Source organism: Streptomyces caeruleatus (assembly GCF_001514235.1).
In the GTDB taxonomy this organism is placed as follows: Bacteria; Actinomycetota; Actinomycetes; order Streptomycetales; family Streptomycetaceae; genus Streptomyces; species Streptomyces caeruleatus.
The window spans coordinates 67185-84584 of the sequence record NZ_KQ948924.1 but is presented as its reverse complement, the minus strand read 5'-3'; the positions used below and the strand labels follow the sequence as shown (position 1 = coordinate 84584).

The window sequence follows — 17400 nt, the reverse complement described above, 5'->3', positions numbered from 1 at the left end:
GAGGGCTCCTGTGACGTCGGGACGGAAGTCGGAAGGTGGCGGACGGCGAGCGTCCGAACCGCTTCGCTGTGAAACGATTCAAGACGGGAACGTATGAGCCGCCCCGCGGGAGTGTCAACCCCTGCGGCCCAGGTCATTTCCCCGTGACTCGCCCGTGACCTTCGATCATCGAAATATTTTCGACACAAACCCATTGACGTGACATGTCGTCCATGCCTAACGTCCCGGCAACCAAGTTGAAACCTTTCACGACGCCGAGAGGGCCGTCCCGCCGGCGTCGTCGAGGAGCCCCCATGACCCACCCGTCCACCACGGGTCCGGCCCCGGTTCTGGCGCTCAGGGACATCTCGAAGTCCTTCGGCGCGGTCCGCGCCCTGCGGGACGTCTCCCTGGAGCTGTTTCCCGGGGAGGTGCACGCCCTCGCCGGAGAGAACGGCGCGGGCAAGTCGACCCTCATCAAGACGCTCGCCGGAGTGCACAGGCCGGACGCCGGCCAAGTGCTGCTCGACGGTGAACCGGTCGTCTTCCACGGCCCCGGTGACGCCCGCGACGCCGGCATCGCCGTGATCTACCAGGAGCCGACCCTCTTCCCCGACCTGTCGATCGCCGAGAACATCTTCATGAGCCGCCGCCCCCGGCGCGCGCTCGGCCGGATCGACCACCGGGCCACCCACGAGGCGACCCTGGCCCTGATGCAGCGCCTCGGCGTCGAACTCGACCCCGACCGCCCCGCGCGCGGCCTGTCCATCGCCGACCAGCAGATCGTCGAGATCGCCAAGGCGCTCTCCTTCGACGCCCGCGTCCTGATCATGGACGAGCCGACCGCCGCCCTCACCGGCAGCGAGGTCGCCCGCCTCTTCGGAGTCGTCCGCACCCTGCGCGAGCAGGGCGCCGCCGTCCTGTTCATCTCGCACCGGCTGGAGGAGATCTTCCAGATCTGCAAGCGGGTCACCACCCTGCGGGACGGCGCCTGGATCGCCAGCGAGCCGCTGGACGGCATGACCGAGGACGACCTCGTACGCCGGATGGTCGGCCGGGACCTCGACGAGCTCTACCCCAAGCAGGACGTGCAGCCGGGCGAGGTCGCCCTGAGCGTGCGCCGGCTGACCCGCGAGGGCGTCTTCACCGACGTCTCCTTCGACGTGCGGCGCGGCGAGATCGTCGGCCTCGCCGGACTGGTCGGCGCCGGCCGTACCGAGGTCGCGCGGGCCGTGTTCGGCATCGACCGCTGGGACGCCGGTGAGGTCGAGGTCGACGGGCGCAAGCTCACCAGCGGCGCCCCCTCCACCGCCATGGCCTCCGGTCTCGCCCTGGTCCCCGAGGACCGGCGCGCACAGGGCCTGGTGATGGACATGTCCATCGAGCGCAACATCGGCCTCACCGGCCTGCGCACGACCGTCAAGGCCGGCCTGATGGACCGCGGCGCCGAACGCAGCCGCTCCCTCGACTGGGCCGTCAAGCTCCAGGTCAAGTACGCGCGGATCGCCGACACGGTGAACACCCTGTCCGGCGGAAACCAGCAGAAGGTCGTCCTCGCCAAGTGGCTCGCCACCGGCCCGCGGGTGCTGATCGTCGACGAGCCCACCCGCGGCATCGACGTCGGCACCAAGGCCGAGGTGCACCGGCTGCTCAGCGAGCTGGCCGCCGACGGCGTCGCCGTCCTGATGATCTCCTCCGACCTGCCCGAGATCCTCGGCATGGCCGACCGCGTGCTCGTGATGCACGAGGGCCGCCTGACCGCCGAGATCCCCCGCTCCGAAGCCACCGAGGAAACCGTGATGGCCGCAGCAACCGGGAGGGCCGCCGCATGACGGTGACCACTCCCCACGAGGCCCCTGTCACCGACGTGCCCAAGTCCAGCGGCACCCGCCTCGTCGACCGCGTCTTCAAGATGCGCGAACTCGCCATCCTGGCCGTCTTCGTGGTCATGATCGTCGTCACCCAGCTCGGCAACAGCCAGTTCCTCACCGAACAGGGCATCAAGGACCTGCTGCTGAACGCGACGATCCTGGTCCTGGTCGCCACGGGCCAGTCCCTGGTGGTGATCACCAGGAACGTCGACCTCTCCGTCGGCTCCACCCTCGGCATCAGCGCCTTCGCCGCCGGCACGTACCTCCAGGGCGGCGGCAACCCGGTGGTCGCCGTGCTGCTGGCGATCCTCATGGGTGTCGCCTTCGGCCTGCTGAACGGCCTGCTCGTCAGCCTCGGCCAGGTGCCCGCGCTCGTCGTCACCCTCGGCACGCTCTACATCATCCGCGGCATCGACTCCATCTGGGTCGGCTCCCGCCAGATCACCGCGGCCGACCTCCCGGACGGCTTCGTCGACTTCGGCTCCGGCGGCATCTCCGCGGTGCCGTGGCTGGCGCTGATCGCCGTCGTCGTCCTGGTGGCCACCGCGTACTACCTCAAGCACTACGGCAGCGGCCGCGAGCTGTACGCCCTCGGCTCCAACCCCGAGGCCGCCCGCCTCGCCGGCATCCCCGTCCGCAAGCGGATCCTCGCCGCCTACACCTTCTGCGGTGCGCTGGCCGGACTCGCGGGCGCCATGTACCTGGCCCGGTTCGGCAACGTCGACTCCGGCACCGGCAACGGCTACGAACTCACCGTCGTCAGCGCGGTCGTCGTCGGCGGCGTCGTCTTCACCGGCGGCTCCGGCAGCGTCTACGGCGCGGCCCTCGGCGCGCTGCTGCTGACCTCCATCAACAGCGTGCTGCCCGCCCTCGGCGTCAGCTCCGTCTGGGTCCTCGCCATCAACGGCATCCTGCTCATCCTCGCCATCGCGGTCGACCGGATCGTCGCCCTGCGCGTGGCCAACGCCCTGAAGAAGAGGAACGCCCGCCATGGCTGACTTCTCCCTGAGCCGAGCGATCCGCTGGGACACGGTGGTAGGCGCTCTTCTGATCGTCGTGCTCCTGCTGTCCTTCGGAACGGTCGACGGTTTCGGAAACGCTCTCAACCTGTCGTTCCTGATCGGAAACACCCTTCCGATCGCGATGATCGCCCTGCCGATGACGCTCCTGGTCGTCTCGGGCGAGATCGATCTCTCGGTCGCCTCCACCGCCGGTCTCTCCGGCGCCGTGATGGGCGCCCTGTGGAACCAGGGCATGACGATCGAGACGATCATCCCGATCTGCCTGGTGCTCGGTGTGGTGTGCGGACTGATCAACGGTCTGCTGGTGACCAGGCTGGGACTGCCGTCCCTCGCCGTCACCATCGGCACCCTCGCCGCCTACCGCGGTATCGCCCAGATCGTGCTCGGCTCCGACGCGGTGACCGACTTCCCGACGCAGTACCTGGACTTCGCGGCCGGACGCATCGGCGACACCTTCATCCCGTACGCCTTCCTGCCCTTCCTGGTCCTGCTCGCCATCGCGGTGGTCGCCCTGCACGCCACCCCGTTCGGTCGGTCGATCTTCGCGACCGGCGCCAGCGAGGAGGCCGCGCGGTTCGCCGGTATCCGCGTCAAGCGGCAGAAGCTCATCCTGTTCACGGTGACGGGCCTGATGGCCTCCCTCACCGGGATCTTCTGGGCCCTGCACTACGCCAGCGCCCGCTACGACAACGCCACGGGACTTGAACTCTCCGTCGTGGCAGCCGTGTTGCTCGGCGGCATCGACTTCGACGGCGGCAAGGGCACGTTGGGCGGTGCCATCGCCGGGGTGTTCCTGCTGGGGGCCCTGCAGAACGTGATGAGCCTCCAGGACGTCTCCGCCCAGTCGCAGATCGTCGTCACCGGCGTCCTGCTCGTCCTCTCCGTGCTCGGCCCCCGGGTCGCACGTCAGATCTCCGTCGCGAGGGCAGGGCGTAGAGCCGCCTCAGCGCCGGTGTCCAAGGCGCCCAGTCCGGCCTCGTAGGTCCAACGCGCCCACGGACAACCTCGTAAGCCCACGCCAGTTCACCCTCGTAAGGAACCCACCATGCGCAAGTCATCCCTCCGCCGTGCCTCCGCCGGCCTCGCCGCCGCGACATCCCTCGCCCTGGCCCTCACCGCCTGCGGCGGCACCACCAAGGAGGACGTCAAGAGCGAGGGCGCCTCCGCCGCCACCGGTGGCAAGGCCGACCCGAACGCCGAGCTGAAGAAGGGCCTGACCGTCGGCTTCCTGCCCAAGCAGGTCAACAACCCCTACTTCACCTCCGCCGACAAGGGCGGCGAGGCGGCCCTGAAGGAGCTGGGCTCCAGCTACAAGGAGGTCGGCCCGTCCAGCGCCACCGACACCGCCGGCCAGGTCTCCTACGTCAACACGCTCACCCAGCAGCAGGTCGACGCGATGGCCGTCTCCGCGCAGGACCCGGGCGCCCTGTGTACCGCGCTGAAGCAGGCCATGAAGAACGGCATCAAGGTCGTCACCTACGACTCCGACACCACCCCCGACTGCCGTAACGCCTTCGTCTCGCAGGCCTCCGCCGATGACCTCGGCCGCACCGAGGTGCAGCTGATGGCGAAGCAGATCGGCTACAAGGGCGAGATCGCGATCCTGTCCGCCGCGCAGACGGCGACGAACCAGAACATCTGGATCGACATCATGAAGCAGGAGCTGAAGGACCCCAAGTACAAGGACATCAAGCTGGTCAAGGTCGCCTACGGTGACGACGACGCCCAGAAGTCCTTCCAGCAGACCCAGGGCCTGCTCCAGGAGTACCCGAACCTGAAGGGGATCATCTCCCCGACCACCGTCGGCATCAAGGCCGCCGCCCAGTACCTGTCGGGCTCCCAGTACAAGGGCAAGGTCAAGCTGACCGGCCTCGGCACCCCGAACGACATGCGCAAGTACGTCAAGAACGGCACCGTCGAGGCGTTCGAGCTGTGGGACCCGTCGAAGCTCGGCGAGCTGGCCGCCCGTACCGCCGTCGCCCTGTCCTCCGGGCAGATCACCGGCAAGGAGGGCGAGACCTTCAAGGCCGGCTCGATGGGCGAGTACACCATCGGCAAGGACGGCGTGATCAGCCTCGGCAAGCCGACCGTCTTCGACGCCAAGAACATCGACCAGTTCAACTTCTAGACCCCGGAGGGTCGTTGATGCAGCGCGTGTGCTTCCTGCTGAAGGTCCGTCAGGACCGCTTGGACGAGTACCGCGAGCGGCACGCCGCCGTGTGGCCGGAGATGCTCCAGGCGCTCTCCGCCACCGGCTGGCACAACTACTCGCTCTTCCTGCGGGAGGACGGCCTCCTGGTCGGCTACCTGGAGACCGAGGACTTCGCCGCCGCCCAGGCCGGCATGGAGGCCGCCGAGGTCAACGCCCGCTGGCAGAAGGAGATGGCGCCGTTCTTCGAATCGCTGGACGGCGCCCGGCCCGACGAGGCCATGAAACCCCTGACGGAAGTGTTCCACCTCGCCTGACCCTTCCCCCGTACCTCGCCGACAACGGAGTCCCCCGAGATGAAAAGACGTACGCTGCTGGGCGCCGCCCTCGCTGGAGCCGTGATGACCCCCGCCCTCACCTCGGGCATCGCCCGAGCCGCCGACCCCGGGCCCTCGGTCACCCTGACCGGCACCACCACGCTCGACACCCAGGCCATCTTCTTCGTGTCGTACGACGGCCTGGTCAACAACAACTCCTTCCAGAAGAACGGCCTGCTGAGCTACAAGGGCTACCAGTACGCCGTCTGGTACACCGCCGACCGTAACGCCGTCGTCGGCCGCCGCGTGCTCGGCTCCAGCACCTGGTCCACCGTCAAGGTCGGCCACACGCTCAAGGCGGACGACTCCCACAACGTCATCTCGATGGGCATCTCGAAGGTCGACGGGCGTCTCCACCTCAACATGGACTCGCACAGCGACGGCTTCACCTACGTCAAGTCGGTGGCCGGGCTGGTGGACAACCCCGGCGGGCTCAGCTGGGACACCAGCCGCTTCGGCGCCCCGCAGTCCACCCTCGACGGCCTCGCGCTCACCTCGCAGTTCACCTACCCGCAGTTCATCTCGATGCCCGACGGCAAGCTCCAGCTCAGCTACCGCGTCGGCATCTCGGGCAACGGCCGCAACGCGATCGCCGAGTACAACGGCACCTCGTGGACCAACCTCGGGGAGTGGCAGAGCTCCACCGGCACGTACACCAGCGAGCACGGCTCGTCGACCGCCCGCAACATGTACCTGCACGGCATCGACTACGACAAGAACGGCCGGCTGCACTCGTTCTTCACCTGGCGTGAGCAGAACGGCGCCGTGATGTGCAACGGCGGCGGCATCACCAACCACGACACCGGCTACGTCTACTCCGACGACCGCGGCCGCACCTGGCGCAACAACGCCGGCGCCGTGGTCGGCACAACCGGCGGCTCCGACAAGGTCGCCGTCACCGACAGCGGCCTGGTGATCGACGCGATCAACGCGGACCACTCCCTGATGAACCAGGAGAGCCAGTTCACGGACTCCGCCGGTCTGCCGCACGCGATCATCAGCTACGTACCGGGCCGTTTCGGCCAGTGCACCACCAACTACGTCGCCGACCGCACCGCCAACGGCCGCGCCTTCCACGTCCGCAAGAACTCCTCCGGCACCTGGCAGAAGACCGAGATCCCGGTCCCGCTGAACTCCAGCCAGCGCACCAAGCTGATCCTGGACAAATACGACAACGCGTACGCGATCTTCCCGTTCTGCCGGATCGCCGGGGCCTCCAAGGCCTCCGGATACACGGACTGGACGGTGCTGTACGACGGTGTCACCGCCGGACTCAACGCCTTCGGCGAGGTCGTGATCGACGAGACGCGTATCGCACAGGACAACTTCCTGTCGATCATGTACCAGGAGAAGTCCAGCGGTACGACGCCCTCGGCGCTGCGCAACCTCAACTTCCGCCTTCCTGCCTGACCACAGCCGTTGTGGGCGGCATGACGGTAATGTGCCTTCGCGCCGCCCCACGTCTTGTCGAGTCTTACCTGGAGGTCCCTGCCCGATGACCCAGTCGGTGGGTATCAAGGACGTCGCCCGCGCCGCCGGAGTCTCCGTCGGTACGGTCTCGAACGTCATCAACCGCCCGGACGCGGTCGCGACCGAGACCCGGGCGCGCGTGCAGTCCGCGATAGACCGGCTGGGCTATGTCCGCAGCGAGTCCGCGCGCCAGCTGCGCGCGGGCCGCAGCAGGATCATGGGGCTGCTCGTCCTCGACATGGGCAACCCCTTCTTCGTCGACGTGGCGCGCGGCGCCGAACGCACCGCGCGCGACGCCGGGCTCGGCGTGATGGTCTGCAACAGCGCACAGAGCGCCGGCGAAGAGGCCGAGTACCTGTCGCTCTTCGCCGAGCAGCGGGTACGCGGCGTGCTGCTGACCCCGGCCGACGCCACGGGCCGCAACATAGAGACGTTCCGGCGGCACAACATCCCCTTCGTCCTCGTCGACCGCGTCGCCGAGGGCACCACCGAATGCTCGGTCTCCGTCGACGACGTCGCGGGCGGCGCGCTGGCCGTTCGCCATCTCGTCGACGCCGGACACCGCTCCATCGCCTACGTCAGCGGCCCGCCCGGCCTCAACCAGGTCCGCGACCGCCGCACCGGCGCCCTGAACGCACTGGAGGAGGCCGGCCTCGGCCCCGACGTCCTGCGTGAACTGCCCACCGAGCGGCTCGACGTCGCCGCCGGCCGGGACGCCGGCGCCCGCCTCCTCGGCCTCGCCGACCGCCCCACCGCCGTCTTCTGCGCCAACGACCTGCTCGCCCTCGGCGTCCTCCAGGCCATGTACGCGGCCGGCATAAAGGTCCCCGACGACCTCGCGATCGTCGGCTACGACGACATCGAGTTCGCGGCCGCCGCGGCCGTCCCCCTCACCTCCGTACGGCAGCCCGCCGTCACCATGGGCACCCTGGCGGCCGAGATGCTGCTGGAGGAGACGGAGGAGGAGACCGGCACGAAGAGGCACGAGCACCGCAGGGTCGTCCTCCAGCCGGAGCTCGTGGTACGACGGTCCAGCCTCGCCGCCCGCTGATCGGCCGTTCAGTACGATTTCATGATCCTGGGGGTCGGTCGACGGACGAGCATGTGCTGAACTGGGACGCGGCCCGAAAAACCATCCGTCCCGGGAGCCCTGTTGACCGTCAGCTACCGCCAGCCCGGCGTCGTCCTCACCGATCGCCACTTCACCGTGCCCCTCGACCACGACGCCCCGAAGGGCGAGACGATCGAGCTCTACGCCCGTGAGGTCGTCGCCACCGACAAGGCGCACCAGGACCTGCCGTGGCTGGTCTACCTCCAGGGCGGCCCCGGCTTCGGCGCGAACCGCTTCGTCGGCAAGGGCGCCTGGCTCGGCCGCGCGCTGAAGGAGTACCGCGTCCTGCTGCTCGACCAGCGCGGCACCGGCCACTCCACGCCCGCCAACCGCCAGACGCTCCCGCTGCGCGGCGGCCCCGCCGAACAGGCCGACCACCTCACGCACTTCCGCGCCGACTCGATCGTCCGCGACTGCGAGGCAATCCGCCGGGACGTGACCGGCGGCGCCCCCTGGACCGTCCTCGGCCAGAGCTTCGGCGGCTTCTGCACGGTCAACTACCTTTCCACCGCCCCCGAGGGCCTGACGGCGGCCGTCATCACCGGTGGCCTGCCCTCGCTCGACGCGCACGCCGACGACGTCTACCGCGCGGCCTACCCGCGCATCGAGCGCAAGGTCACCGCGCACTACGCCCGCTACCCGCAGGACGTCGAGCGCGCCCGCCGTATCGCGGACCACCTCCTCGCACACGACGTGGTCCTGCCGAACGGCTACCGCCTCACCGCCGAGGCCTTCCAGTCCCTCGGCATCCTCCTCGGCGGCAGCGAGGGCAGCCACCGTCTGCACTACCTGCTGGAGGACGCCTTCGTCCGCACCCCGCGGGGCCCGGCCCTCTCGGACGCCTTCCAGGAGGAGGCGCAGGGCCTGCTGTCGTACGCCGGCCACCCGTTGTACGCCCTCGTCCACGAGGCCATCTACGGCCAGGACGCCCGCCCCACCGCCTGGTCCGCCGAGCGCGTCCGCGCCGAGTTCCCGCAGTTCGACGCGGCCAAGACCCTCGCCGGCGACGGGCCGCTGCTGTTCACCGGCGAGACCATCCACCCCTGGATGTTCGACTGCGACCCGGCGCTGCGCCCGCTGCGCGAGACCGCCGAACTCCTCGCCGCCCGCACCGACTGGACGCCCCTGTACGACCCGGCGCGCCTCGCCGCCAACGAGGTGCCGGTCGCGGCGGCCGTCTACCACGACGACATGTACGTCGACACCGCCCACTCCCTCGCCACCGCCCGCGCGATCCGGGGCTTGCGCACCTGGGTCACCGACGAGTTCGAGCACGACGGCGTACGGGCCGGCGGCCCCCGTGTCCTGGACCGGCTGCTCGCGCTCACCCGTGACGAAGCGTGATGTCAGTGTGAAGGGTTAGTGTGCGGGCATGACCGAGCCGACGATCACTCAGCTCCAGCCCATGCCGGACGACTGGCAGCGCGCCCTCGCCGTCGTCGCCCACCCGGACGACCTCGAGTACGGCTGCTCGGCGGCGATCGCCGCCTGGACCGACGCCGGCCGCGAGGTCACCTATGTCCTCGCGACCCGCGGCGAGGCCGGCATAGACACCCTGGAACCCGCGAAGTGCGGCCCGCTGCGGGAGCGCGAGCAGCGGGCCAGCGCCGCCGTGGTCGGGGTGTCGGCGGTGGAGTTCCTCGACCACGAGGACGGCGTGATCGAGTACGGCCTCGCCCTGCGCCGCGACATCGCCGCCGCGATCCGCCGGCACCGGCCCGAGCTGGTGATCACGCTCAACCACCGCGACACCTGGGGCGGCGTCGCCTGGAACACCCCGGACCATGTGGCCGTCGGCCGCGCCACGCTGGACGCGGCCGGCGACGCGGGCAACCGCTGGATCTTCCCGGAGCTCGGCGAGCAGGGCCTGGAACCCTGGAACGGCGTCCGCTGGGTCGCCGTCGCCGGCTCCAGCAGTCCCACGCACGCGGTGGACGCGACGGCGGGTCTGGAGCGCGGGGTGCGCTCGCTGCTCGAACACCGCACCTACATCGAGGTGTTGACGGACGAGGACCCGGAGACGTACGCCCGGAGTTTCCTCACCGGGAACGCCGCGGCGACGGGGGAGCGGTTCGGCGGAAAGCCGGCCGTGGCGTTCGAACTGTTCAGCCGGTGAACGACACAGAACTCCTCGCGGACCGCTTCCAGGAGCACCGCGGCCGGCTCAAGGCCGTCGCCTACCGCATGCTGGGCTCACTGGCCGAGGCGGAGGACGCCGTCCAGGAGGCCTGGCTGAAGCTGAGCCGCAGCGACGCGCACGACATCGAGAACCTCGGCGGCTGGCTGACCACGGTGGTCGGCCGGGTCTGCCTGGACCTGCTGCGCTCGCGCACGCGCCGCCACGAGGAGCCGCTGGACGACACCTTCGTCCCCGACCCCGTGATCAGGCCGTTGTCGACGGTCGACCCGGAACAGGAGGTGCTGCAGGCCGACTCGGTGGGGCTGGCCCTGCTCGTGGTGCTGGAGGCCCTGGAGCCCGCCGAGCGGATCGCGTTCGTGCTGCACGACATGTTCGCGGTGCCGTTCGACGACATCGCGCCGATCGTGGAGCGCTCCTCGGCCGCCACCCGGCAGCTCGCCAGCCGCGCCCGGCGCCGGGTGAAGGGCGCCACGCCGTCGGCCGAGACCGATCCCGGCAGACAGCGCCAGGTCCTCGACGCCTTCATGGCCGCCTCCCGGGCGGGGGACTTCGAGGCGCTGCTCGCGGTCCTGGACCCCGGCATCGTGCTGCGGGTCGACTCCGGACCGCTGGTCGGTGGTGCGGCGGCCTCCAAGGTGGTGCGCGGTGCGCAGCCGGTCGCCGAACAGGCGATGCTCTTCCGGCAGTTCGCGCGGTACATGCAGCTCGTGTCCGTCAACGGCACGGTCGGGGTCCTCAACGCCCCCGAGGGCCGGCCCCAGTCGGTCATGGGCGTCACCGTCGTCGACGGCCGGATCACCGAGATGTACATCCTGGCCGACCCCGAGCGGCTGGCCGCCCTCGACCTGCCGGACCTCACCGGCTGAGGGACGCGGCCGGAAGGCTGGTCGCCGCGCAGGACACTCATCGGTGCGTCATCCGTTCCGTATGCTGAACGGCATGCAAGATCAGATGTTCGACCGGGCCGACCTGCGCGGCGACTGCGCCAGCTGCTTCGGACTGTGCTGTGTGGCCCTGCCCTTCGCCGCGTCCGCCGACTTCGCGGTCGACAAGGCGGCCGGGAAGCCCTGCCACAACCTGCGCGACGACCACCGGTGCGGCATCCACGACCGGCTCCGGCAGACCGGCTTCACCGGCTGCACCGTCTACGACTGCTTCGGTGCCGGCCAGAAGGTCGCGCAGGTCACCTTCGGCGGCCAGGACTGGCGTACGGGCTCCCGGGAGCACGCCCGGCGGATGTTCGACGTCTTCCCGGTCGTCCGCCAGCTCCACGAACTGCTCTGGTACCTCACCGAGGCGCTCACCCTGCCCGCCGCCCGCCCCCTCCGCGGCGAGCTGCGCCGGATCCTGGACCGGACCGAGGAACTCACCCGCGGGACCCCGGACGAGCTCGCGGCGCTCGACGTCGCCGCGCACCGCCAGGACGTCAACGTCCTCCTGCTCAAGGCCAGCGAACTGGCCCGGGCCGGATTCGGCGGCCGCAAGAAGAACCGCCGGGGCGCGGACCTGATGGGCGCCCGGCTCAGGGGCGCCGACCTGCGCGGCGCGAACCTGCGCGGCGCCTACCTCATCGCCGCCGACCTCACCGGCGCCGACCTGCGCGGGGCGGACCTCATCGGCGCCGACCTGCGCGACACCGACCTCACGGACGCCGACCTGACCGGCGCCTTCTTCCTGACCCAGCCCCAGCTCAACGCGGCCCGGGGCAGCGCGGGCACCCGGCTGCCCGCCTCAGTCGGCCGCCCCGTGCACTGGACAGCGGACGTCTGACGCCGCGCCCTCGGCGGTGCCGGTCGGGACAGGGGCCGTAGGGTCCGCGCCGGGCGCCCGCCGCTCCAGCCGCAGCCGCAGTCCCTCCGGCATCAGCGTCAGCCGCTCCGTCACCCGCAGCCGATAGGCCGGGTCGCCCCTGAAGTCGTAGCGGCGCAGCAGCAGTCCCAGCACCAGCGTGGCCTCGTGCAAGGCGAACTGGCGCCCGATGCACGCCCGCGCCCCCGTCCCGAACGGCTTGAAGGTGTGCGGCGGACGTGTCCGTACGGCCTGCGGATCGAAGCGGTCCGGCTCGAACCGGTCGGCGTCCGCGCCCCACACCTCGGGGTCACGGTGCAGCATCGCCGTGAGCACCAGGGCCCAGCCGCCCCGGCGCATCGGATGGACCCCGCCCAGCACGGTGTCCTCGCGGGCCTCCCGCGTGAAGGCCGGCACCGTCGGCCACAGCCGCTGCGACTCGTCCAGGACCCGGCGGACGTACCGCAGCTTGGCCACCTGGTCGTAGCCCGGCACCGCCGTGCCGCCCCAGACCCGGTCCACCTCGGCGCGGGCGCGGGCGGCGACGTCGGGATGCCGGGAGAGGTAGTGCAGGGCGAAGGAGAGCGCCCCCGACGTCGTCTCGTGCCCGGCGACCAGGAAGGTGATCACCTGGCGGCGGACGTTCTCGGCGGACAGCCGCTCGCCCGTCTCCGGATGGGCGGTCTCCAGCATCCGGTCCAGCAGGTCGCCGTCGCCCGCCCCGCCGGCCGTACGGGCGCGGACCAGGTCGTCGACCGTGCGGTTGAGGTACGCGACGTCCCGGTCGTTGCGGCGCGCGGCACGCCGTAGCAGGAACGGCGACGGCACGGTGTTGAGCCGCTGTGCGTAGGTGAGGGTCCCCACCATCGCTGTCACGAAGGGGTGCGGCCGGGCCCGCTCGAAGGAGCCGAAGTCATGCCCGAACCCCGTGCGCGCGATGGTCTCCAGAGTCAGTTTGGTCATGTCCTCGGGCACATCCACTGTCCGGCCCGCGGCCATTTCGCGGTCCCAGTGGTCCATGAGCCGGTCCGCCACGGCGAGCATCATCGGGTGGTAGCCCGCCATCGCGTCCCGGCTGAACCCCGGCGCCAGGACGTCATGGGCCAGCTGCCAGTTGGGCTCGTGGTTGTACGCGGTGAACAGTCCGTCCCCGACGACCGGTCGCAGGTTGGCGACGCCGAGCCCAACGTGCTTGGCGAACCGCGACTCGTCCGCCATGTCGGCCGCCAGCGCGGCGCCCCCCACGAACACGATCTCCCTGTTGAAGACCCTGCGCCGGAAGATCGGCCCGAGCCGGCGGGCATGGCGCAGCGAGTCCTGCAAGGGCTTGGTCCGGCTGGCACCGAGCACGTCGCCGAGCACGGGGAGCCGGCGCGGGGGATGCGGGATGCGGGACAGCTCGGGCCAGCCCTGCTCGGCGCTGCGGAACCCCTTCGGCAGTCCGGCTGCCGTCGTCGTCTCCGTCATGACGCGATCTCCCTTGCTGCATGGGCAGGTTGAGCGTGTTGTACATGGGTTCAATAACGCGTTCAGTCTGATCCCGGTGCTGAATCGACGTCAAGTAAAGTGCGGGCATGGCCGCGAACCAGGGCGAGCGCACACGCCGCCGGCTCAGCACCCAGGAGCGCCGTGAACAGCTCCTGACCGTCGGGGCGCGGCTGTTTTCGGAGAGTCCGTACGACGAGGTGTGGATCGAGCAGGTCGCCGAGATCGCCGGCGTCTCGCGGGGGCTGCTCTATCACTACTTCCCGACGAAGCGGGACTTCTTCGCGGCGGTCGTCGAGCGGGAGAGCGAGCGCATGCTGCGGATGACGGCCGCCGTGCCCGGGGTCCCGGTCCGCGCGCAGCTCGCCGCGGGCCTCGACACGTATCTGGAGTACGTCGAGGCCCACGCCCATGGCTACCGCGCCTTCCACCGTGCCGACGCGGCCGGCGACCAGGCCGTGCGCAAGGTCTACCAACGCGCCCTGGCCGCGCAGGAGAAGCAGATTCTGGCGGCGATGGCGGCGGACCCCGAGTTCGGCCCTGTCTTCGAGGAGCGGCTCGACGTCCGGCTCGCCGTGCGGGGCTGGCTGGCGTTCACCACTGCCGTCTGCCTGGAGTGGCTGCGGGGCGCGGACCTCTCCCGGGAGCAGGTGCGCGATCTGTGCGCCCGGGCCCTGCTGGGTGTCATCACACCCTGAGCTCCCGCAAAGAGATCGCACAGGAACACCGTGGCTGGTTGGCGTGCGGCTCGATCTTCGATAGGTTAGGCAAGGCTTACCTAAGGAGGAACGGGATGGGTGACAGCCAAGCCTGGACGGCGGCACCTTCCGCGGCGGAACGGGCCCGGTCGGTGCTCGCCGGTGCGTGGTCCTGCGGGGTGACCGCGGAGAGTTGCCGGGAGGAGCTCGTCGGCGCGCACACGGTGACCGAGGGCGGTGCCGTCCTGCTGGACGTGCCGGAGGACAGTGTGCTCGTGACGGCGGCGATCTGCGCGCCCCGCGGAGAGCCGTCCGCCGTCCTGGAGTTCGCCGACGTCGCCCCCGTGCCCGTGCGCAAGCGGATCCGCACCCGGCTCTGGATGTCGGGCTGGTTCATCCCCGAGGACGGCAAACTCGCCTTCCAGGCGACCCGCGTGGTGCTGCGGCAGCCGTCCGGAGCCGTGGTCGTCGGCCTCGACGAGTTCGCCGCCGCCGCGCCCGACCCGCTGGCCACCGCCGAGGCCCGGCTGCTCACCCACCTCGCCGACTGCCACCCGGACGCCGTCGAGCGGCTCACCCGCCTCGTCGACTCCGACAGCCTGCACGGCGCCGTCCGCGTCCAGCCCCTCGCCGTCGACCGGCACGGACTGACCCTGCGCATCGAACGCGCCCGCTCCGACGGCGACGTACGACTGCCGTTCCACCGCCCCGCCGACGACGTCGCGCAGCTCACCGAACGCATGCACGTCCTGCTCGCCCAGGCCAGCGCCGCCTCGTGCCCACGCGCCCTACAGCGGCAGCGCACAGACGGCGACGGGTGACGCGAAAGGCTCGCCCGCGAGCCGCAGTTCACCGCTCTTGTCGTCGAGGAGGAAGACACTCACGGTGCTTGAGCGCTGGTTCGCCGCGAACAGCAGCGTGCCGTCCGGCGAGAGGGCGATCTGCCGCGGGAAGTCCCCGGACACCGGCACCGTGTCGAGCAGCCTGAGCCGGGCGCCCTTCGCCTCCACCGCGTAGCGCGCGAGGCTGTTGTGGCCGCGGTTGGCGAGATAGGCGAAACGGCCGTTCGGCGTCACCACGATCTGCGCCGGATAGCTGGTGCCGGAACCCGTGCCCGTCTCCTGCTCCTCGCCGATGGTCACCCGGCCGCTGCCCGGGTCGTACGCGCAGACCGCGACGGTGTTGTCGACCTCGTTGGCCAGATACGCGTACCGGCCGCCCGGGTGGAAGGTGAGATGGCGCGGGCCGGCGCCCGGCTTCGTCCGCGCCCGCGTGACCTCGGTGAGCGTGCCGGCCTTCTGGTCGAGGCGATAGGTGTACACCGTGTCCGTGCCCAGGTCGACGGCGAGGACGTGGCCGCCGTCGGGGCTGGTGACGATCTGGTGGGCGTGCGGGCCGTCCTGGCCGGGGCCGGGCGCCGGGCTGGAGTGCGTGACCAGGTCGGTGCGCTCGCCGAGCGCGCCCGAGGCGTCGATCGGGTGCACGGCCACGCTGCCCGTGCCGTAGTTGGCGCTCAGCAGCCAGCGTCCGCCCGGATGCACCGACAGATGGCAGGGCGCCGCCCCGCCGGTGCTCCGGCTGCCCAGGACCTTGCGGTCGGCGAGGCGCACGGCGGTCACGGCGCCGTCCTCGCGCTCGTCGACCGCGTACAGCGTCCGGCCGTCCGGGTGCAGTGCCAGATACGACGGGTCGGCGACGTCCGTGATCGTGCCGGTGCCGGTGACACGACCCGTGTCCGGGTCGTACGCGGCGAGCCCGATGCCCTTGCCGCCGCCCTCCACGGAGGTGTACGTGCCGAGGTAGAGCGGGCGTGGGCCGGACGGGGCACGGCTCTCGGACTGCGCGCTCGGACGGGTCCCGGGCGTGGTCGCCTCGGGAGCCGCCGTGTCGGCCGTGGCCTCAGGGGCGGGCGCGTCGTCGCATCCCGTGGCCGCGGGGAGGGTCACGCCCGCGGCCGATCCCGCGAGGGTGCCGACGAAACGGCGCCTGCTCAGCCCACCACTGCCCATGTCCACACCTCAGGTCTCGGTCGTCGTGGTCGCGACAGCAACCTTGGCGTGGATCACCCGTCGAGCGCAAGAAGAGCAACGCGCGTTGCGCACAGTGCAATGCGAAGGGGTGGCGCTCAACATGGGCTCATGCCGCGACACGAGCTCCGCGTGCCTCCTACCAGTCCCCGTCCTGCACCGGCTTGCCCGGCGCGTCCTTCAGGTGCTTCACCTGGCCCGGCGTCGGCGCCTGCCACGGCTCGTGGTCGTCGCCGAGCCAGTCACCGACCGGCTTCACCGCCTCCAGCGTGTCCGTCGGGGCGAGATCCTCGGCGTCCTGGTCGTAGTAGTCGAACCAGGGCAGCCCCGCCCTGGTGTACGCGGCACGGTCCACCGGCGACGGCGGGGGAGCCTCACCGGTGATACGGCGCCACTCCGGGGGCATCACCAGATGGACGAAGACCCGTCCGGCGGGGGCGTCGGCCCAGTCCGACAGCGGCCGGTCGTCCTCGTAGACCTCCTGGCGCATCGAGCCGCCCACGCCCAGGCCCATCGCCGCGGCCGCCCGGCGCATCCCGCGCGCCGGAGCTGCGGCGGGCGCCGGGACCGCGCCCGGTGCGGGCGGCGCGGCCATGGGCATGGCGGCGCCGTAGCCGCCGTACTGCGGCATGGCCCGCGCCTGCTCCGCCCGGCGCCGCTCCTCCTCGCGCCACCGCTCCAGCAGCGGCTCCCGCAGTGCGAAGGACTGCAGCTGTACGCCGCCCCAGACCTCCTCGCCGGTGACCTGACCCTCGACGGTCGCGCCCAGACCGAGCGGGACGGCGACGAACTGGCGGACGGTGCCCTTGCCGGAGTTGATGCCGTCCAGCCAGGGCTGTCGGGGCAGCACGACGTAGTTCTGCGGTTTACGGGCGAGCCGGTCGCTCCAGGGCTTTCCCGACACCGCGCACACCTTGCCCACGCCTACCTGCAAGGCGGCCGGCTCGGTCGTGCCCCCGAAGCTCAGCCACATCGCCTCGCGCAGGTAGACGGGCAGCATCACCCCGCCGCGCGCCCGCCACGCCTCGGGAACCGTGTCCGCGTAGTCCGCCACCCTTCGGACCGGGAACTCGCCCAGCCCCGGCGGCAGCGGATGCGTGCCCTTCTCCGGCAGCCGCAGCGTGCGGATGAACCGCACCGCCACACCGCCCGGCAGCCGCAGTGTGTTTCCGTCGATCCGCACGGTGGACTCGCCCATCGTCCCGCTCCCTAAGGCCCTGTCGTCAAATTCCCGCCTGCCCGGCGGCGTCTGGCACGCACGCTCGCCGCGTTGCCGAACCGCC

At 71.0% G+C, this 17400-nt stretch carries 16 protein-coding genes; 13 read left to right on the top strand and 3 right to left on the bottom strand.

Features of this window, described 5'->3' with window-relative positions:
- The first annotated feature begins 293 nt into the window (after positions 1-293).
- From AQJ67_RS00395 to AQJ67_RS00345, 11 genes are all read left to right on the top strand, one after another.
- Complete coding sequence (locus tag AQJ67_RS00395; protein ID WP_062715868.1) at positions 294-1811, top strand: sugar ABC transporter ATP-binding protein; 1518 nt, start codon at positions 294-296, stop codon at positions 1809-1811.
- A complete protein-coding gene (locus AQJ67_RS00390) occupies positions 1808-2848 on the top strand; it encodes an ABC transporter permease (RefSeq protein WP_062715867.1) in 1041 nt (346 codons plus the stop codon). Before AQJ67_RS00395 ends, AQJ67_RS00390 begins: the two co-directional genes overlap by 4 nt.
- Positions 2841-3854 (top strand): ABC transporter permease, encoded by a 1014-nt coding sequence (locus tag AQJ67_RS00385; RefSeq protein ID WP_062715866.1) that lies wholly within the window; start codon positions 2841-2843, stop codon positions 3852-3854. The genes AQJ67_RS00390 and AQJ67_RS00385 overlap by 8 nt, the downstream gene beginning before the upstream one ends.
- 63 nt (positions 3855-3917) lie before the next feature.
- Entirely contained in the window at positions 3918-5000 is a 1083-nt protein-coding gene (gene rhaS, locus AQJ67_RS00380; protein WP_062715865.1) for a rhamnose ABC transporter substrate-binding protein, read from the top strand.
- Between the two features lie 17 nt (positions 5001-5017).
- On the top strand, positions 5018-5338 hold the full coding sequence (locus AQJ67_RS00375) for an L-rhamnose mutarotase (RefSeq protein WP_062715864.1): 321 nt from the start codon (positions 5018-5020) through the stop codon (positions 5336-5338).
- A 39-nt stretch (positions 5339-5377) separates the two neighbouring features.
- On the top strand, positions 5378-6808 hold the full coding sequence (locus AQJ67_RS00370) for a BNR repeat-containing protein (protein ID WP_062715863.1): 1431 nt from the start codon (positions 5378-5380) through the stop codon (positions 6806-6808).
- Positions 6809-6893: 85 nt separating this feature from the next.
- Positions 6894-7919, top strand: coding sequence for a LacI family DNA-binding transcriptional regulator (locus tag AQJ67_RS00365; protein WP_062715862.1), 1026 nt, complete (start codon positions 6894-6896; stop codon positions 7917-7919).
- Between the two features lie 102 nt (positions 7920-8021).
- The gene (locus AQJ67_RS00360) at positions 8022-9323 is read left to right on the top strand and encodes an alpha/beta fold hydrolase (RefSeq protein WP_062715861.1); all 1302 of its coding nucleotides are present in this window, start codon (positions 8022-8024) and stop codon (positions 9321-9323) included.
- Between the two features lie 28 nt (positions 9324-9351).
- On the top strand, positions 9352-10095 hold the full coding sequence (locus tag AQJ67_RS00355; protein ID WP_062715860.1) for a PIG-L deacetylase family protein: 744 nt from the start codon (positions 9352-9354) through the stop codon (positions 10093-10095).
- Positions 10092-10985, top strand: a complete 894-nt coding sequence (locus AQJ67_RS00350) for a sigma-70 family RNA polymerase sigma factor (RefSeq protein ID WP_062715859.1) — start codon at positions 10092-10094, stop codon at positions 10983-10985. Before AQJ67_RS00355 ends, AQJ67_RS00350 begins: the two co-directional genes overlap by 4 nt.
- Before the next feature lie 73 nt (positions 10986-11058).
- Complete coding sequence (locus AQJ67_RS00345; protein WP_062716727.1) at positions 11059-11889, top strand: pentapeptide repeat-containing protein; 831 nt, start codon at positions 11059-11061, stop codon at positions 11887-11889.
- On the opposite strand, the gene AQJ67_RS00340 is transcribed toward AQJ67_RS00345, so the two are convergent.
- Complete coding sequence (locus AQJ67_RS00340) at positions 11851-13374, bottom strand: cytochrome P450 (protein WP_062715858.1); 1524 nt, start codon at positions 13372-13374, stop codon at positions 11851-11853. The genes AQJ67_RS00345 and AQJ67_RS00340 overlap by 39 nt on opposite strands.
- A gap of 107 nt (positions 13375-13481) precedes the next feature.
- Here AQJ67_RS00340 and AQJ67_RS00335 point away from each other — a divergent pair, with 107 nt between their 5' ends.
- The gene (locus AQJ67_RS00335) at positions 13482-14090 is read left to right on the top strand and encodes a TetR/AcrR family transcriptional regulator (RefSeq protein WP_062715857.1); all 609 of its coding nucleotides are present in this window, start codon (positions 13482-13484) and stop codon (positions 14088-14090) included.
- A 95-nt stretch (positions 14091-14185) separates the two neighbouring features.
- Complete coding sequence (locus AQJ67_RS00330; RefSeq protein ID WP_062715856.1) at positions 14186-14911, top strand: DUF2470 domain-containing protein; 726 nt, start codon at positions 14186-14188, stop codon at positions 14909-14911.
- On the opposite strand, the gene AQJ67_RS00325 is transcribed toward AQJ67_RS00330, so the two are convergent.
- Together AQJ67_RS00325 and AQJ67_RS00320 are read right to left on the bottom strand one after the other, a co-directional pair.
- Positions 14879-16099: a lactonase family protein gene (locus tag AQJ67_RS00325; RefSeq protein ID WP_062715855.1), complete on the bottom strand. Its 1221-nt coding sequence runs from the start codon at positions 16097-16099 to the stop codon at positions 14879-14881. The genes AQJ67_RS00330 and AQJ67_RS00325 overlap by 33 nt on opposite strands.
- A gap of 157 nt (positions 16100-16256) precedes the next feature.
- A complete protein-coding gene (locus AQJ67_RS00320; RefSeq protein ID WP_062715854.1) occupies positions 16257-17315 on the bottom strand; it encodes a hypothetical protein in 1059 nt (352 codons plus the stop codon).
- Between the last annotated feature and the right edge of the window lie 85 nt (positions 17316-17400).

Excerpts from the sequence above, each read along its gene's own strand:
- AQJ67_RS00395 (WP_062715868.1), top strand. The coding sequence starts at position 294 with ATGACCCACCCGTCCACCACGGGTCCGGCCCCGGTTCTGGCGCTCAGG.
- AQJ67_RS00390 (WP_062715867.1), top strand. The coding sequence starts at position 1,808 with ATGACGGTGACCACTCCCCACGAGGCCCCTGTCACCGACGTGCCCAAG.
- AQJ67_RS00385 (WP_062715866.1), top strand. The coding sequence starts at position 2,841 with ATGGCTGACTTCTCCCTGAGCCGAGCGATCCGCTGGGACACGGTGGTA.
- rhaS (WP_062715865.1), top strand. The coding sequence starts at position 3,918 with ATGCGCAAGTCATCCCTCCGCCGTGCCTCCGCCGGCCTCGCCGCCGCG.
- AQJ67_RS00375 (WP_062715864.1), top strand. The coding sequence starts at position 5,018 with ATGCAGCGCGTGTGCTTCCTGCTGAAGGTCCGTCAGGACCGCTTGGAC.
- AQJ67_RS00370 (WP_062715863.1), top strand. The coding sequence starts at position 5,378 with ATGAAAAGACGTACGCTGCTGGGCGCCGCCCTCGCTGGAGCCGTGATG.
- AQJ67_RS00365 (WP_062715862.1), top strand. The coding sequence starts at position 6,894 with ATGACCCAGTCGGTGGGTATCAAGGACGTCGCCCGCGCCGCCGGAGTC.
- AQJ67_RS00355 (WP_062715860.1), top strand. The coding sequence starts at position 9,352 with ATGACCGAGCCGACGATCACTCAGCTCCAGCCCATGCCGGACGACTGG.
- AQJ67_RS00345 (WP_062716727.1), top strand. The coding sequence starts at position 11,059 with ATGCAAGATCAGATGTTCGACCGGGCCGACCTGCGCGGCGACTGCGCC.
- AQJ67_RS00340 (WP_062715858.1), bottom strand. The coding sequence starts at position 13,374 with ATGACGGAGACGACGACGGCAGCCGGACTGCCGAAGGGGTTCCGCAGC.
- AQJ67_RS00335 (WP_062715857.1), top strand. The coding sequence starts at position 13,482 with ATGGCCGCGAACCAGGGCGAGCGCACACGCCGCCGGCTCAGCACCCAG.
- AQJ67_RS00330 (WP_062715856.1), top strand. The coding sequence starts at position 14,186 with ATGGGTGACAGCCAAGCCTGGACGGCGGCACCTTCCGCGGCGGAACGG.
- AQJ67_RS00325 (WP_062715855.1), bottom strand. The coding sequence starts at position 16,099 with ATGGGCAGTGGTGGGCTGAGCAGGCGCCGTTTCGTCGGCACCCTCGCG.
- AQJ67_RS00320 (WP_062715854.1), bottom strand. The coding sequence starts at position 17,315 with ATGGGCGAGTCCACCGTGCGGATCGACGGAAACACACTGCGGCTGCCG.